General features: G+C 63.9%; 14 protein-coding genes. 6 read left to right on the top strand and 8 right to left on the bottom strand.

Going from position 1 to position 15,245, the window contains the following annotated elements:
- Positions 1-91 precede the first annotated feature (91 nt).
- The 3 genes from ACSSV8_RS00670 (at position 92) to ACSSV8_RS00660 (ending at position 3,373) form a co-directional block, all read left to right on the top strand.
- Positions 92-844, top strand: coding sequence for a DUF1013 domain-containing protein (locus ACSSV8_RS00670; protein WP_354538958.1), 753 nt, complete (start codon positions 92-94; stop codon positions 842-844).
- A 28-nt stretch (positions 845-872) separates the two neighbouring features.
- The gene (locus ACSSV8_RS00665) at positions 873-2,006 is read left to right on the top strand and encodes an NAD(P)/FAD-dependent oxidoreductase (RefSeq protein ID WP_454281178.1); all 1,134 of its coding nucleotides are present in this window, start codon (positions 873-875) and stop codon (positions 2,004-2,006) included.
- Between the two features lie 188 nt (positions 2,007-2,194).
- Positions 2,195-3,373, top strand: a complete 1,179-nt coding sequence (locus ACSSV8_RS00660; RefSeq protein ID WP_454281177.1) for a type III PLP-dependent enzyme — start codon at positions 2,195-2,197, stop codon at positions 3,371-3,373.
- Positions 3,374-3,476: 103 nt separating this feature from the next.
- Here ACSSV8_RS00660 and ACSSV8_RS00655 read toward each other — a convergent pair whose 3' ends face one another.
- Positions 3,477-4,874, bottom strand: a complete 1,398-nt coding sequence (locus ACSSV8_RS00655; protein WP_454281176.1) for an aminotransferase family protein — start codon at positions 4,872-4,874, stop codon at positions 3,477-3,479.
- 428 nt (positions 4,875-5,302) lie between these two features.
- Here ACSSV8_RS00655 and ACSSV8_RS00650 point away from each other — a divergent pair, with 428 nt between their 5' ends.
- The 3 genes from ACSSV8_RS00650 to ACSSV8_RS00640 all read left to right on the top strand — a co-directional run bounded on the left by ACSSV8_RS00650 (position 5,303) and on the right by ACSSV8_RS00640 (position 8,456).
- Positions 5,303-6,295 carry a taurine ABC transporter substrate-binding protein gene (locus ACSSV8_RS00650; protein ID WP_354538962.1) on the top strand — a complete coding sequence of 331 codons (993 nt, stop codon included), beginning with the start codon at positions 5,303-5,305 and terminating at the stop codon, positions 6,293-6,295.
- A gap of 89 nt (positions 6,296-6,384) precedes the next feature.
- Positions 6,385-7,194 carry a taurine ABC transporter ATP-binding protein gene (locus tag ACSSV8_RS00645; protein WP_354538963.1) on the top strand — a complete coding sequence of 270 codons (810 nt, stop codon included), beginning with the start codon at positions 6,385-6,387 and terminating at the stop codon, positions 7,192-7,194.
- A complete protein-coding gene (locus tag ACSSV8_RS00640; RefSeq protein ID WP_354538964.1) occupies positions 7,191-8,456 on the top strand; it encodes an ABC transporter permease in 1,266 nt (421 codons plus the stop codon). The genes ACSSV8_RS00645 and ACSSV8_RS00640 overlap by 4 nt, the downstream gene beginning before the upstream one ends.
- 18 nt (positions 8,457-8,474) lie before the next feature.
- On the opposite strand, the gene ACSSV8_RS00635 is transcribed toward ACSSV8_RS00640, so the two are convergent.
- The 7 genes from ACSSV8_RS00635 to ACSSV8_RS00605 form a co-directional block, all read right to left on the bottom strand.
- Positions 8,475-9,785 (bottom strand): P-loop NTPase family protein, encoded by a 1,311-nt coding sequence (locus tag ACSSV8_RS00635; protein WP_354538965.1) that lies wholly within the window; start codon positions 9,783-9,785, stop codon positions 8,475-8,477.
- Between the two features lie 91 nt (positions 9,786-9,876).
- Positions 9,877-10,377, bottom strand: a complete 501-nt coding sequence (locus ACSSV8_RS00630) for a prepilin peptidase (RefSeq protein WP_454281175.1) — start codon at positions 10,375-10,377, stop codon at positions 9,877-9,879.
- 6 nt (positions 10,378-10,383) lie between these two features.
- On the bottom strand, positions 10,384-11,238 hold the full coding sequence (locus ACSSV8_RS00625; protein WP_454281174.1) for a tetratricopeptide repeat protein: 855 nt from the start codon (positions 11,236-11,238) through the stop codon (positions 10,384-10,386).
- A 29-nt stretch (positions 11,239-11,267) separates the two neighbouring features.
- Entirely contained in the window at positions 11,268-11,828 is a 561-nt protein-coding gene (locus tag ACSSV8_RS00620; RefSeq protein WP_354538968.1) for a tetratricopeptide repeat protein, read from the bottom strand.
- Positions 11,829-11,841: 13 nt separating this feature from the next.
- Positions 11,842-12,822 (bottom strand): type II secretion system F family protein, encoded by a 981-nt coding sequence (locus tag ACSSV8_RS00615; protein WP_454281173.1) that lies wholly within the window; start codon positions 12,820-12,822, stop codon positions 11,842-11,844.
- A gap of 9 nt (positions 12,823-12,831) precedes the next feature.
- Positions 12,832-13,800, bottom strand: a complete 969-nt coding sequence (locus ACSSV8_RS00610; RefSeq protein WP_354538970.1) for a type II secretion system F family protein — start codon at positions 13,798-13,800, stop codon at positions 12,832-12,834.
- Positions 13,801-13,804: 4 nt separating this feature from the next.
- The gene (locus ACSSV8_RS00605; RefSeq protein ID WP_454281172.1) at positions 13,805-15,238 is read right to left on the bottom strand and encodes a CpaF family protein; all 1,434 of its coding nucleotides are present in this window, start codon (positions 15,236-15,238) and stop codon (positions 13,805-13,807) included.
- Positions 15,239-15,245 lie beyond the last annotated feature (7 nt).

The raw sequence follows: 15,245 nt of genomic DNA, 5'->3' as shown, positions 1-15,245 counted from the left end.
AGCAGAATTCCCCGACAATGGAAACTCTTCCGGGCCGCCGGAACCGCCCGTTCCGGGTCTTGGGGAAGATTTGAGCGAAGGAGACGCCAGCATGTCCATGCCGATCATGGCCAAGGCCACCGCCGTCTGGCTGGTGGACAACACGACGATCAGTTTCAAGCAGATCGCCGATTTCTGCGGGATGCACGAATTGGAGGTGCAGGGCATCGCCGATGGCGATGTGGCCGCAGGCGTCAAGGGGTTCGATCCGGTGGCCAACAACCAGTTGACCGCAGTCGAGATCGCCAAGGCAGAGGCCGATCCGGCCTACAAGCTGCACCTGAAATTCAACCCCTCCGCCGTGGGCGAGGAGAAGCGGCGCGGTCCGCGCTACACGCCGCTCTCGAAGCGGCAGGACCGCCCGAATGCAATCCTGTGGCTGGTGAAGTTCCATCCCGAACTGGCCGACAGCCAGATCGTCAAGCTGGTCGGCACCACCAAGCCCACGATCACCTCGATCCGTGAGCGCACGCATTGGAACATCTCCAACATGCAGCCCATCGACCCGGTGGCGCTTGGCCTTTGCAAGCAGTCCGAGCTTGATGCCGCCGTGCAAAAGGCCGCCGCCAAGAAGGCCGCTGAGGGCGCGACGCTGAACGATGACGAGCGGCGCAAGCTTCTGAGCACCGAGCAGAGCCTCGGGGCCGAGGCCGAGCCGCGCATCCCGACCGCGATCGAGGGGCTGGAGACGTTCACCCTTGGCGGGGCGGAGCGCGAGGAGCCCGAAAAGCACTATGACGCGGACAGCTTCTTCAACCTGCCCGACGATGACGGCGAGGACGAGGACGAGGACGACCGTCGCTGAGACGATTGTCCGGGAGAAGGGCAGGGTCATGGAAATCGCGGTCATCGGGCGAGGGTTGATCGGGTCGGCCGCGGCGCGGCATCTGGCGCGGGCGGGACACGCGGTCATCCTGATCGGTCCCGACGAGCCTGCGGTCATGGCCGCGCATCAGGGCGTCTTTGCCAGCCATTACGACGAGGGGCGCATCACCCGCAGCCTTGATCCCGATCCGTTCTGGAGCCGGGTCAGCCGCGCCTCGATCGCGCGCTACGCCGAGATCGAGGCGGCAAGCGGCATCGGCTTTTATTCCGAGCGCGGCGTTGTCATGGCCGGGCCCGAGGGCAGCGACGCGATGGAGCGGATCGGGCGGGTGGCGGCGCGGGACGGCATCGCCTGCGACCGTCTCGACCATGCGGGCCTTGCCGAACGCTTTGCCGATTTCCGCTTTGCGCCCGGCACGATGGCCTGGCACGAGCCGCGGCATGCGGGCCATATCAGCCCGCGCCGTCTTGTGGCCGCGCAGAGCCGCGCCGCCGAACGGGCCGGGGCACGCATCGTCACCGCGCGCGTGCTGACGCTGGAGGAGCGCGGCGACGGGGTGACGATCCGCCATGAGGGCGGCGAGACGCGCGCGGCCCGCGTTCTGGTGGCGGCGGGTGGCTATACCGACACGCTCTTGCCGGAGGCGCTGCCGCTGACGGTGATGGCGCGCACGGTGGCGTTTTTCGAGGTGAGCGCGGTCGAGGCCGCGCGGCTTGCGACCCTGCCGCCGCTCATCTACCTGCACGCGCATGGCGACGGGCCGTATCTCCTGCCGCCGATCCGCTATCCGGACGGGCGGTTTTATCTCAAGATGGGGGGCGATCCGGTGGATCGTCCGCTCGGCTCGGGCGACGAGATCAGCGACTGGTTCCGCTCGGGCGGCAGTGCCGATGTGGCGGCGTTTCTCGAAGGCGAGATCCGCGCGCGGATACCCGGGCTGGCGATCCTCGGGATCAGCCGCGCCGCCTGTGTCACCACCTTCACGCCGGAGGACCGCGCCCGCATCGCCATGGTCTCGGACCGGATCGGCGTCGCCACGGCGGGCTGTGGCCGGGGCGCGAAATGTTCCGACGAACTGGGTCGCCTCGGGATGCAGGTCATCCTTGGGCACGGCCTGCCGGACTGGGTGCGGGCAGTCTGAGCACGGGCCGAAGAATTTGTCCCGCGCCCGCAGATACTTCTTGCGTGACTGGGGACATGACTCTATCTGGCGATTCATAGACGCCAACGCACGCGCCTCTGGCCGGTGGCTCGCCACCCGTGTTTACGTAGCGACGGTAACGTCTCCTTTTGGAACTGGTCGGGCATAGTCCCGGGTCTTGATCGGAGATGACCATGAACGCTTACGTAAACCCGCTTGCGGGCTTTGACGCCGTTTTCGCGCCTTCCCCCCTTGTCGATTATATCCGGGGCCACGAGTTTGACCGCCCGACGCTGGTGATTCACCGCGACACCGTGGCGCGGCAATATCGCGCGCTGAAATCGGGGCTGGGCCGCGCGGATATCCATTATGCCGTCAAGGCCAACCCGGCGCGCGAGGTGATCGAGGTTCTGATCAGTCAGGGCAGCCATTTCGACGCCGCCTCGCGCGGGGAAATCGAGCTTTGCCTTGGGCTTGGTGCCGCGCCAGAGACGATTTCCTTCGGCAACACGGTCAAGCGCGCCTCTGACATCGCTTTCGCGCACCGCTCGGGGATCACGCTTTTTGCCGCCGACAGCGAGATGGAGCTTGAGAAGATCGCCGAGCACGCGCCCGGTGCGCAGGTCTATATCCGCCTTCTGGTGGGGGCGACCGGGGCGGATTGGCCTTTGAGCCGCAAGTTCGGTTGCGCGCCCGAGCGGGCCGTGGCGCTGATGGATTACGCAGTCACGCTTGGCCTTGCGCCTGTGGGCCTGTCCTTCCACGTGGGCAGCCAGACCCGGCGCGCCGAGATGTGGCGCGAGACGCTCGACCGCGTGGGCTCGGTCTGGGCCGAGGCGCGCGCCGCCGGTCACGCGCTGTCGCTGATCAATATCGGCGGCGGCTTTCCGGCCTTCTACGGCGAGGCGATCGAGGCCCCCGAGGCCTATGCGCGCGCGGTGATGGACATGGTCGAACCGCGCTTTCCGGGGGCTGCGCGCATCATGGCCGAACCGGGACGCGGCATGGTGGCCGAGGCGGGCATGATCGCCGCCGAGGTTCTGCTTGTGAGCCGCAAGGCCGAGGATGATCTCTGCCGCTGGGTCTATCTCGATATCGGGCGGTTTTCCGGGCTGGCCGAGACCGAGGGCGAGGCGATCCGCTATCAGTTCCTCAGCGACCGTGATCATGAGGCGACGGGACCGTGCATTCTGGCCGGCCCGTCCTGCGACAGCGCCGATGTGCTCTATGAAAAGCGGCCCGTGGCGCTGCCCGTCGGTCTGCGGGCGGGGGACCGGGTGATCATCCGCAACTGCGGGGCCTATACCTCGAGCTATTCCTCGGTCGGGTTCAACGGCTTTCCGCCGCTCGATGTGGTGGTGATCTGAGGAGGCGGGCGCACCGGAAACTTTGAAAGTTTCCGGTCCGGAATTTTTTGAAAATTCCGGCGCCGCCCCGCCCCGAAACGCAGGTCTCGGGGCGGGGTGGTTCTTACCCGAACACGCGCGTGAGCGCCGCATCCGTTGCCGACACGAGCGTGTCGATATCATCGCGCGTGGCAATCAGCGCGGGTGAATAGCACAGCGTGTTGTTGAAGCCCGGCAGCGAGCGGTTCGTGGCACCGATGATGACGCCCTGCGCCATGCAGTCGGCCACGACGGCCTGCACCATCTTTTCCGGAGCAGGCTCTTTCGTCGTCCGGTCCGCCACCAGTTCGGCCCCCAGAAACAGCCCCTTGCCGCGCACATGGCCGATGACCGCGTGACGGTCCTGAAGCGCGCGCAACTGGTCGAGCATGTAGTCGCCCATGGCGGTGGTGTTCGCCAGAAGCCCCTCTTCCTCGATGATCGCCATGTTTTCAATCGCGGCGGCAGGCCCCGCCGTGCAGCCGCCAAAGGTGGAAATATCGCGGAAATAGTTCATCGGATCGGTGGTGTCGTCGCGGAACATCTCGAACACGCGCTCGTTGGTCACGCAGCACGCGATGGCGGCGTAACCGCTCGCCACACCCTTGGCCATGGTCACGAAATCGGGTTCCACCCCGTAATGCTGATAGCCGAACCAGGTGCCGGTGCGGCCCACGCCACACACGACCTCGTCGATATGCAGGAGGATATCGTATTTGCGGCAAATCTCCTGCACGCGCGGCCAGTAGCCTTCGGGCGGGACAATGACGCCACCGCCCGCCGTCACCGGCTCCAGACACAGCGCGCCCACGGTATCGGGGCCCTCGCGCAGGATCACCTCCTCGATGGCATTGGCGGCGGCGACGCCGTAAGCCTCGCCCTCCAGATCCCATTGCGCGCGGTATTCAAGGCAATGCGGCACCCGCACGAAGCCGGGCGCGAAGGGGCCGTATTGCGCATTGCGCTCGTCCTGACCGCCCGCCGAGAGACAGGCCAGCGTGGTGCCGTGATAGTCGCGGTCGCGGTAGAGGATCTTGTGCTTTTTGCCGCCATACCGCTTGTGCGCGATCTGGCGGACCATCTTGAACGCCTTCTCGTTCGCCTCCGAGCCGGAATTGGTGTAGTAGACCCGGCTCATCCCCGGCATTTTCGAGATCAGCTTCTCGGAGAAGAGCGCGCCGGGAATGGAGCCCGCGGAGCCCGCGAAATAGGGCAGTTGAATGAGCTGGTCGCGCACCGCGTTGGCGATCCGCTCGCGGCCATAGCCCACGTTGACCGTCCAGACCCCGCCCGAGACGCCGTCGAGATGTTCCTTGCCCTTCTGGTCCCACACGCGCATCCCGCGTCCCTCGATGATGATGCGCGGATCGGCCTTGGGGTCCGGTCCCGTCCAGGCGGCGTGCTGGATGAGGTGATGCCAGACATGGGCGCGGTCGGCCTCGACCACGCGGGTGATGTCATTGTCGAGAGGTTTTCCGTCCATCGGGCGCTCCATTACAGGTTTCACCGGCGCGCGCGCGGCGAGTCCGGGGGAGGGTGAGTATGTCCTGCTTTCGACTTCGCCGCAAATCCGGGCAGGGCGATAGGGCCAGAAGGGTGCGTTCGATGAGCCCAGATGGGACTTCGTTTGGGTCCGACTGAGGGCAGGGAGTTGAAAATTCTACTAAAATGGCCGTGACTGCATCACTGGCCCTGTGCGTGCGCCAAAACGAAAACCTCTTTTCCAAAATGCTTAAATGGCCGCACACTCGGGATTAAGGCGTTGATCGGTTTGCGGCAATCGGGTTCACTTTGCAGCGCGATGCCTCGACACGCAGGGGCGACGCCGAAAAGAGCGGTCCAAGCCGCCTTATGCGCAGGGCACGATAAGCGGGAAACGCCGCACCACATGACCAACGGGAGAACGACAACATGACACTCAAGGGAAAATTCCTCTCTGCCGCCGCGGCCGCCGCGCTTTTCGCGGGCGCAGGCAACGCGCAGGACCTTACCGTGGCCTATTTCCTCGAATGGCCGATGCCGTTCCAATATGCCAAGGAAACCGGCATGTATGACGAGGCGCTCGGCATGAAGGTGACCTGGCGCGCGTTTGATACCGGCACGGCGATGAGTGCGGCGATGGCGTCGGGCGATGTCCACCTCTCGGTCAGCCAGGGCGTGCCGCCCTTCGTGGTGGCCACCAGCGCGGGGCAGGATCTTCAGGTGCTCGACGTGGCGGTGAGCTATTCGGACAACGACAACTGCGTCGTGCGCGATGTGCTCGAGATCGACAAGACCAATGCCGCCGATCTTGCGGGCAAGAAGGTGGCCGTGCCGCTCGGCACTGCCGCGCATTACGGTTTTCTCAAGCAGATGAACCATTTCGGGGTCGATCTGGCCTCCCTGGACATCGTGAACATGGCCCCGCCCGAGGGGGCCGCGGCGATCGCGCAGGGCGCGGTTGACGTCTTTTGCGGCTGGGGTGGGTCGCTGCGCCGCGCCGAGGAACACGGCAACGTGTTGCTGACCGGAGCGGAGAAGGAAGAGCTCGGGATTCTGGTCTTTGACGTGACCTCGGGGCCGACGGCCTTTGTCGCGGAAAACCCTGATGTGGTGGCGACCTTCCTCAAGGTGACGGCCGAGGCCAACGCCATGTGGGCAGACCCGGCGAACCGCGACAAGATGCTGCCCATCATTGCCAAGGATAGCGGCATGGATGTCGCTGACACCGCCCGCACCATCGACACCTTCGTGTTCCCCACCGTCGAGGAGCAACTCAGCGCGAAATGGCTGGGCGGCGGCGCGCAGGAATTCATGAAGGGCGTGGCCGAAGTGTTTGTCGAGGCGGGCAGCATCGACTCGGCGCTGGCCACCTATGAGAACAACGTCAACACCGGCCCGCTTGCGGCGAGCCGGGGCATGTGACCCTCTGACAGGGCACGGGGGGCCTGTTCGGCATGACCGGGCAGGCCCCTCCGTGCCCGACCGCGAACCATCAGAGCCAAGGGGGCGGCATGTCGACACTTTCCATCGAGAACATTTCCATGCGGTTCGATCTGCCGAACGGCGGGCACGTGCAGGCGTTGCAGGACGTCTCGCTTGAACTGCAATCGGGAGAATTGTTGAGCGTGCTCGGCCCTTCGGGCTGCGGCAAGACCACGCTTCTGAACATCGTCGCGGGCTTCCTCGCCCCGACCGAAGGACAAATCACGCTCAACGGGCACCGCGTGACAGGGCCCGATGCCGAGCGTGGCATGGTGTTTCAGCAGGGCGCGCTTTTCGAATGGATGAGCGTGCGCGACAACGTGAGTTTCGGCCCCCGCATGGCCGGCAAGCGGGAAGCCGAATGGCGCGATACCGTCGATCATCTGCTCGATGTGGTCGGCCTGCGTGATTTCAAGGAAAAGTCGGTCTATGAGCTGTCGGGCGGGATGCAGCAGCGCGTGGCGCTGGCGCGTTGCCTGGCCAATGATCCGGACGTGATCCTGATGGATGAGCCGCTTGGCGCGCTCGATGCGCTGACGCGCGAGAAGATGCAGGGGCTGGTCCTCAAGCTCTGGAAAGAGACGGGCAAGACCATCATCCTGATCACCCATTCGGTCGAGGAGGCGCTTTTGCTCGGCGAGCGCCTTCTGGTCATGGCACCGCGTCCGGGGCGCATCCACCGCGAATACCGCCTGCCCTTCGCCGATGACGGGGTCGGACAGGACCTGCGCGCGGTCAAGAAGAACCCGGAATTCGGCGAGAAGCGCGAGGAAATCCTGTCGATGATCTGGGACATGGAAGAGGAGATCATGGGCCGCACCGAGGAGGCCGAGGCATGATCGTTCTCGTTCTCTATATCGCCATTTTCGTCGCGGCCTTCTTCGTGGTCCGGTTCGGCTTGCGCAAATACCGACAGGTGCGCGATTTCACCTCGCTCAAGACCGTGACCTTCGGCGATGAAAGCGCCGTGCGCCCGGATCGTTGGGCCAGCGTGTTGTCGGTGCTGACGATTTTCCTGCTCTGGGGGGCCTTCACCGGCTCCAGATGGGTGCCGGTCCATGCGCCGGGCCCCTTTTTGGGCGATACCAGCTTTACCTACACGCTGGAGGCTGCCGACGGGCGGCGCGACGACGCCACCGTGTTTGCCCGCGTCTTTCGGCTGGGCGAAGAGGTGAGCCCGCCCGAGACTGCCCCCGGCGACGGCTTTGCCAGGGATGACGCGCTGATCGTGGGCGCGTGGCGCTCGCAGCTGTTGCGGATGGACCAGAACGACGAGATCACCCGCGAGGACGGCGCGCGCGTTGTCGCCATCGACGGGCGCGCGATTGCGCCAGGCGAAACCGTGCGCGTGGCCGATGGCACGGTGACGCTCACGCCGCGCGGTTCGCTCAATTTCGCCCCGGCCAAGGGGATGCAGATGGAACCGATCTGGCTGCCCCCGCCCGAGGCGGTGGTCAAGCGCGTGGGCGAGATCGCGCGGGACGGCTATCAGAATTTCACCCTGTGGCAACATCTCTACTGGTCGCTCACCCGTGTCATCATCGGCTTTGCCCTCGGTGCGCTGGTGGGTATTCCCTTGGGCTATGCCATGGGCCTTTCGGACTGGTTCCGGGGCTGGTTCGATCCGATCGTGGAATTCATGCGCCCGGTGCCGCCCTTGGCCCTTATACCGCTGGTGATCATCTGGGCGGGGATCGGCGAGACCGGCAAGATCATCCTGCTCTTTCTGGCGGCGCTCTGGATCATGGCGATCTCGGCGCGGGCGGGGGTGTCGGGGGTGGCCATCGCAAAGGTCCACGCCGCCTATTCGCTCGGGGCCTCGAAATGGCAGATCCTGCGCCATGTGATCGTCCCCAATTCGCTGCCCGAGATATTCACCGGCGCGCGCGTCGCCATGGGGGTATGCTGGGGCACCGTGGTGGCGGCCGAACTCGTGGCCGCCGAAAAAGGCGCGGGCATGATGATCATGGTGGCCTCGCGCTTTCAACTGACCGATATCGTGATCATGGGGATCATCCTGATCGGCGTGATCGGCTACGGCATCGACATATTGATGCGCAAGGCCGAGAAATGGCTGGTGCCGTGGAAGGGGCGGGTGTGAGGCCGCGCGCGGCCCGCGTCACTTTACGATCTCTTCATCCTTGACGAACATATTGGCCCAGGCGCGGTCGATGAGGTCAGGGCTCATGTGGTAGGGGGTGCCCTCGAATTCGCAGATCGCTATCATCTGGTCGATCAGGAAAACGGGCTGATAGTTCGCATAGATGTTGTTGATCGTGGGGTATTTCGTCCTGATGAGGTGGATCAGCGTTTCCTCGTCCAGCGGCATCCCCTTCTTGCGCGCCACCATGGCAAAGATCTTGAGGAAATCGGCCTGTGACGGCCCGTCGATCTTGATCTTGAAGAAGATGCGGCGCAGCGCGGCCTTGTCGAAGATCTCGTTGGGGTGGAAGTTGGTGGAAAAGATCACCAGCGTGTCGAACGGCACCTCGAATTTCTCGCCCGATTGCAGGGCGAGGATATCCTTGGATTCCTCCAGCGGCACGATCCAGCGGTTCACGAGGCTTTGCGGCGGTTCCTTCTGGCGGCCAAGGTCATCGACGATGAAGATGCCCCCCGTCGATTTGAGTTGCAGCGGCGCCTGATAGGTGCGCGCGGTGGGGTTGTAGACCAGATCGAGCATGTCGAGCGACAACTCGCCCCCGGTGATCACCGTTGGCCGCTCGCAACGCACATAGCGCGTATCGAACGTCCGGCGGCGGCGCAGCGAATTGGGATCGTCCTCTTCGGTTTCGGCGGCGGAATGCACGATCGGGTCATAGACGGTGATCACCTGACCGGCATATTCGATGGCACGCGGCACATAGATCTTGTCGCCCATGGCGTCACGGATACCGTTGGAAATGGAGGATTTGCCGTTGCCGGGCGGGCCATACATGAGGATCGAGCGCCCCGCGCTCACCGCCGGGCCGAGATGATCGAGCAGCGAAGGCGGCAGGACCAGATGCCCCATGGCCGAGGTCAGTTGCGCGCGGGTGATCTGGATATTGCGGATCGACTGTCGCTTGACCTGCTCGCGGTAGACATCGAGCGGCACCGGCATGGGGCCGAAATATTCCGACTGGCTCAGCGCGTCGAGCGCGCGGCTCTTGCCGCCATCGGTGAGTTGAAACCCCATCTCGCCACCGGAATTGGCGTGAAGCGTGCCGGTCGCCTCGATCAGCTTCTGGCTGCGGGCAAGGTCGATCAGTTCCTGCGTGACGGCGCGCGGCAGGCAGATGGCCGTGGCGATATCGCCCACAAGGTCAAGATTCTTGCGAAACATGGTCTTGAGAAGAATATCGCGCATCATCACGATGGGCAGGCGCATCTCCTCGAGGCGGTTCGGAGGCGGCGGGGGCTGAACCCCCGGATGGGTCTGCATGTTCATGGCGGTGATCCTGCCCTCACGGTGTCTCGCGCCGATCATGCCCGGAAATGGTGCAGGAAATGTGGTGCGCGGCGGGCGGATTCGCGGCGGATCACACAGTGCCAAAGGCCGCCAGCCCAAGATAGAGCGCCAGCGCCGGGCCAAGCGCAAGACCCATGGGAAACTTGCCCTTCGCCTGCCAGCTTGCCCAGCCGGGGGCGAGATTGCGCAGCGGCGAGGCGCGCGCGACCCGGTGGACGATCAATCCCGCGAGCAGCATGACCGCAAGGAGCAGGGCCACCTTGGCGGCATCCGCCAGCGCCACGAAGGGCCCTGCGGCGGCAATGAACTTGGCGTCGCCCGCCCCCATGAGGCCTGCGGCATTGGCCACGATCCCCGCCGCAAGCAATGCCGCGAGATGCGTGAGCCGCCAGCCATAATCGGCCAGCGGCAGGGCGATGAGGCCGATAACAAGGTAGATGGCCACAAGGCAGAGCACCGCCGTGTTGGGGATTTTCATCGTGCGCAGATCGCTCCATGCCACCCAGAGGCAGACGGGCAGCACGAAGGGCAGAAACCAGAGCGCCGCCTGCGCGGGCAGAACGAAACTCATCTCGGCTCAGCCGGAATTCGATTCAAGGGCGCGCAGGTTGCGGGCGGCCTCTTCGAAATGTTGCGGATGCGTCTCTACCGCCTCTTGCAGAAGGCCCTTGCCGATGGCCACGTCGCCTTGTTTGACGGCCGAAAGCGCCAACGTGTAAAGGAGTTGCGCGCGCTCTTCCTGACTGACGGGCAAGACGGGAAGCGCATAGTTGCGCTGTGCGCCGCGTGCGAGCACGAGGTTGTTCTTGGCGGTGAAGAGTGCCGGATCATGGCGCACGGCCTCGGCAAAGAGGCGCTCGGCCCCGGCATGATCGCCGCGCGTAAGCTTGGAAAAGCCCCAGTTGTTGTAGACGCTGCCCGGCTTGGTGGTCAGACCTGCGGCAACCTCGTAGAAGCTGTCGGCCTTCTTCCAGTCCTGCTTGCTGTCGGCCACCATCGCCTCGAGCCGGTAGCGGCGATAGGTCTCGTAGGTGGGGGGGACGGTGTTCAGCACCTCGCCCGCGCGCGTCCAGTCGCTGTTGCGGATGAGCGCATCCGCGAGCGCCACGCGGTCCTCGTCGGTGGCGTCGGGATGTTCGGTCACGCGCGTCCAGGCAGCGGCGGCCTCGGTGGGGCGCTGCGCGCGGATCAGCGATTGGCCAAGGCTGCGCAAAAGGTCGATGCGGTCGGGATCGGCGGTGCTGGCGCGCTGGAAATAGGCCACCGCCTCGCCAGGATCGGCCGCGTTCAGCATCACGTCGTTGAGGCCTGTCTCATCGACGACATTGAGATCGCGCATGGCGCGATCGATCTTGTCCTCGGAGGATTTTACACATGCGCCAAGCACAAGCGCGCCGGTCACACACAGGGAAAGAAGGATGGGGTGGCGCATGTCTGCGTCCTTTTACTGCCTCTGCCTCTTCAGGGTATCGTGCGAAGCAGGTAGCTCCCCCCGCCGCGCCGCACCACTTTGTATTCTTGGTTTGCCTGTTCTTCTTCAGCACCATAAACGGAAATTTCGGATTTTGCGAGTGCCAAACGCAGATTGTCGCGAATCGCGTCGCTTTCGCCATTATCGAGCGCATAGGCGCGGCGCAGCATCTGCTCGGCTTCGAGAAACTCGCCCTTTTCCATCAGCACCACGCCAAGATTGTTCCAGAATTCCGGGGTGGCGTCTTCGGTCTCGACCGCGCGGCGCAAGAGTTTCTCGGCGGTGCCGAGGCGTCCAAGGGCCAGGTTGGCGGTCCCGAGACCGGCGAGAACGTCGCCGGTCATGCCCTGCCCGACAGCCGCGCGCGAATAGGCGCGCTGCGCCAGTTCGTATTCGCCCGCATCCATCAGACGGTGACCGACAAGAAGCGGATCTGCCGTCTCGGCCCCCGGCACCGGACCGGGGGCGTAAGGACCTTGCGGTTGCGGCGCACCAAGACAGCCCGCGAGGGCCAGAGTGCCCAGCAAAACCGTCACTGATCGTGCCGCCATGATGCTCCGTCACTTACTTGGACATGGCCAGCAGCTCCATGATGCCCAGAACCGATGGCCCGACCAGAATGATCAACAATGGCGGCACTGTAAGCATCATCGTGGCCAATGTCATCTTGGTCGGCAGCTTGTTGGCCTTTTCTTCCGCGCGCATGACCCGTTTGTCACGCATCTCGCCGGCATAGACGCGCAACGCCTCGCCAATGGACGTGCCGAAGGTCTGCGACTGGATCAACACCGTGACAAAGCTGGAAATATCCTGAACGCCGCAGCGCTCGCCGAATTCGTTGAGAACGCCCGCCTTGTCGCGCCCGGCCTTGATCTGGAGGGCGACGATTTCGTATTCTTCCGAGAGCGCGGGATAGGCCGCGCGGATTTCACGGGCAACGCGGATGATCGCCTGATCGAGCGATTGACCGGCCTCGATGCACACGAGCATCATGTCGAGGCTGTCTGGGAAACCGTCCTGGATCTCTTCCTGCCGCTTTTGCTGACGCTTCGTCACCCAGTATTTCGGTATCATGTAGCCCGCGACGCCGGGTCCCAGAATGTAAAGCAGAGCGTCATTGACGGTGGTTTCCTGTCCGGTTTTGAACAGCAGGAAATAGATCACCCCGAGCACCAGAAGACCAAGGGCAAGACCCATTTGCGCGGCGTGGAAATAGCGCACCGCGTCGCGGTGGCGATAGCCCGCCTGCATCAGCTTGAGGCGGATTTCACTGAGCTGCTTCTTGTCCTGCGGTTCCAGAAAGCTGGCGTATTTGTCCAGTTTCTTGTTCTTGTTGCCGCTTCTGAGAGACCGGGCCTTGCCGTCTCCGGCGGTGGCGGTGCCTGCCGACTGCTTGAGCCGGTCAAGAGGGTCGGGCTTCTGCACGAGAAGAAGCGACAGCGTTGCGAGCACCATCAGAAGGCCAAGCCCGCCGATGGCAAGGAGCGGCCCGAAGGGACCGAGCGTGTCGGTCAGAAAGGTCTGGATTGTCGCTGCGAGGGGCATGGCCTGTCCTTAAACCTTGATGTTCACGAGGGCGCGCATCACCACGAGATTGACCACGAGAAACACGCCGACAATAATTGCCGCGGGAATGAAATAGGGGGTTTCCATCGCTTCGTCGTAATAGTCCGGCTTGAGCAACTGGATCCCGACGAGGGCAAGCAGAGGGAAGCCCGAGAGGAATTTTCCCGACCATTGCGCCTCGGCGGTGATTGCCTTGACGCGACGAAAAAGGCGAAAGCGGGCGCGGATCACCTTGGCCAGACCGTCGAGAATTTCCGCGAGGTTGCCGCCCGCCTGCTGCTGGATCGTGACGGCCACGGCGAGAAAGCGCAAATCCTGCATGTCGAGCCGCTCGGACATGTCCTGAAGCGCCTCTCCGATATCCCGGCCATAGGTTGCCTCATCGGCGATCATGCCGAATTCGGTGGCGATCGGATCTGAAACTTCGGTGGCGACAATGCCGATGGCCGATGAGAACGGGTGCCCCACCCTGAGCGAGCGCACCATCAATTCGATTGCGTCCGGCAGTTGCTCCTCGAGCATGGCCGAGCGTTTGGCCGCCTTCATGCTGATCCACAAATAGACCCCGCCGATGCCCATGGCCGCCGAGGCCACGATACGCACCGCAAGCTGGGTCTGGGTGCCGATGGTCAGCCCGAGGAACGCGAGCATGCCCGTTGCGATCATGATCAGCACGATCTGCTTGGGGGTAAAGGCGATGGCTGCCTTCTGCGCCTTTTGCGACAGGATCGCGTAGAGCGGCACACGCCGCGCCTTGAGATGCTGTTCCATCTCCTTGCGGAGCTTTTCCATCACCTCTTCGCGGTTGCCCGTCTTGTCGAGCATTTCCAGGCGTCGGTTCACACGGCTGTCAAGGCTGATCGAGCGCCCGAAAACGGTGAGGTAAAGCCCCTCCACCAGCACAAGGACGCCAATGAAGATGAGGCCGTAGATGATCGGTTCGGCGCTGAGACTCATGATGTCACTCCGCGGCTACGGGTTCATAGATCGAGGCCGGCAGATCAAAGCCCCAAAGACGGAAGCGCTCGGAGAAGTGCGAGCGCACGCCGGTGGCGGTGAAATGGCCGATGATCTTGTTGTCGGCCGTCAGGCCTGCGCGCTGAAAGCGGAACACTTCCTGCATCGAGATGACCTCGCCCTCCATGCCGGTGATCTCGGTGATCGAGGTCATCCGGCGCGAGCCGTCCTGAAGGCGGCTTGCCTGCACGATCAGGTTGACCGCGCTTGCAATCTGGTTGCGCACGGCCTTGAGCGGCATCTCGAGCCCGGCCATGGCGACCATGTTTTCCAGACGGCTGATGGCGTCGCGCGCATTGTTGGCGTGGATCGTCGTCATCGAGCCGTCATGGCCGGTATTCATCGCCTGAAGCATGTCGATCACCTCCTCGCCGCGCGTCTCGCCGACGATGATGCGGTCGGGGCGCATCCGGAGCGCGTTCTTGATACAGTCGCGTGCCGTCACCTCGCCCTTGCCCTCGACGTTGGGCGGGCGGGTTTCCATGCGCCCGACATGGATCTGCTGAAGTTGCAATTCGGCGGTATCCTCGATGGTGAGGATGCGTTCGGCATTGTCGATGAAAGACGAGAGCGCGTTGAGCGTTGTCGTTTTACCGGAGCCGGTTCCGCCCGAGACGATGACGTTGAGGCGGGTGGCGACGGCGGCCTGAAGATAGGCGGCCATCTCCTCGGAGAAGGCACCGAAGCGCACCAGATCGTCGATCCCGAGCTTGTCCTTCTTGAATTTGCGGATCGACACGAGGCTGCCATCCACCGCGATCGGTGGCACCATGGCGTTGAAGCGCGAGCCGTCGGCAAGGCGTGCGTCCACATAGGGGTTCGATTCGTCCACGCGGCGTCCCACGGCGCTCACGATCTTGTCGATGATCCTCAGGAGGTGCTTTTCATCCTTGAAGGTCACGTCGCTGACCACGAGCTTGCCGTTGCGTTCGATGAATATCTGGTGCGGGCCGTTGACGAGGATATCGCTGATCGTGTCATCCTTGAGCAGGGTTTCCAGAGGGCCAAGGCCCTTGACCTCGTCATAAAGCTCCTGCGTGAGTTGCGCGCGGTCCTCGCGATTGAGGACGATGCCTTTTTCCTGAAGCAGCTCGCCCGCGATGGAGCTGATCTCGGCGCGCAGATCGGACTCGGCGGCGGTGTCGAGCGCGGCAAGGTTGAGATTGTCCAGAAGCGCGCGGTGCAACTCGATCTTGATCTCGCCGAGCCGTTCCTTGCGCTTGCGCTCCTTGTCCACAGGCTGCGCGCTGGCCGGAGCCGTCTGCGCGGGCTTGCGCAGGCTGGTGATCTGGGCCGTCGACGCTGTTGCGGCCGCTTGCGCCGAGGATTTCGATTCGGTCGCGGCGGTGCCTGCGGGTTTCTTGTATCGAGAGAACATCGTTGTC

The sequence above is a fragment of the Roseovarius sp. MBR-79 genome (assembly GCF_053628555.1).
Note: the sequence above shows the minus strand (reverse complement) of the source record. Positions and strands in the feature narration are given on the sequence as shown.

Bases quoted from the DNA above. Each gene is read 5' to 3' on its own strand.
- ACSSV8_RS00670 (WP_354538958.1), top strand. From the start codon at position 92: ATGTCCATGCCGATCATGGCCAAGGCCACCGCCGTCTGGCTGGTGGAC.
- ACSSV8_RS00665 (WP_454281178.1), top strand. From the start codon at position 873: ATGGAAATCGCGGTCATCGGGCGAGGGTTGATCGGGTCGGCCGCGGCG.
- ACSSV8_RS00660 (WP_454281177.1), top strand. From the start codon at position 2,195: ATGACCATGAACGCTTACGTAAACCCGCTTGCGGGCTTTGACGCCGTT.
- ACSSV8_RS00655 (WP_454281176.1), bottom strand. From the start codon at position 4,874: ATGGACGGAAAACCTCTCGACAATGACATCACCCGCGTGGTCGAGGCC.
- ACSSV8_RS00650 (WP_354538962.1), top strand. From the start codon at position 5,303: ATGACACTCAAGGGAAAATTCCTCTCTGCCGCCGCGGCCGCCGCGCTT.
- ACSSV8_RS00645 (WP_354538963.1), top strand. From the start codon at position 6,385: ATGTCGACACTTTCCATCGAGAACATTTCCATGCGGTTCGATCTGCCG.
- ACSSV8_RS00640 (WP_354538964.1), top strand. From the start codon at position 7,191: ATGATCGTTCTCGTTCTCTATATCGCCATTTTCGTCGCGGCCTTCTTC.
- ACSSV8_RS00635 (WP_354538965.1), bottom strand. From the start codon at position 9,785: ATGAACATGCAGACCCATCCGGGGGTTCAGCCCCCGCCGCCTCCGAAC.
- ACSSV8_RS00630 (WP_454281175.1), bottom strand. From the start codon at position 10,377: ATGAGTTTCGTTCTGCCCGCGCAGGCGGCGCTCTGGTTTCTGCCCTTC.
- ACSSV8_RS00625 (WP_454281174.1), bottom strand. From the start codon at position 11,238: ATGCGCCACCCCATCCTTCTTTCCCTGTGTGTGACCGGCGCGCTTGTG.
- ACSSV8_RS00620 (WP_354538968.1), bottom strand. From the start codon at position 11,828: ATGGCGGCACGATCAGTGACGGTTTTGCTGGGCACTCTGGCCCTCGCG.
- ACSSV8_RS00615 (WP_454281173.1), bottom strand. From the start codon at position 12,822: ATGCCCCTCGCAGCGACAATCCAGACCTTTCTGACCGACACGCTCGGT.
- ACSSV8_RS00610 (WP_354538970.1), bottom strand. From the start codon at position 13,800: ATGAGTCTCAGCGCCGAACCGATCATCTACGGCCTCATCTTCATTGGC.
- ACSSV8_RS00605 (WP_454281172.1), bottom strand. From the start codon at position 15,238: ATGTTCTCTCGATACAAGAAACCCGCAGGCACCGCCGCGACCGAATCG.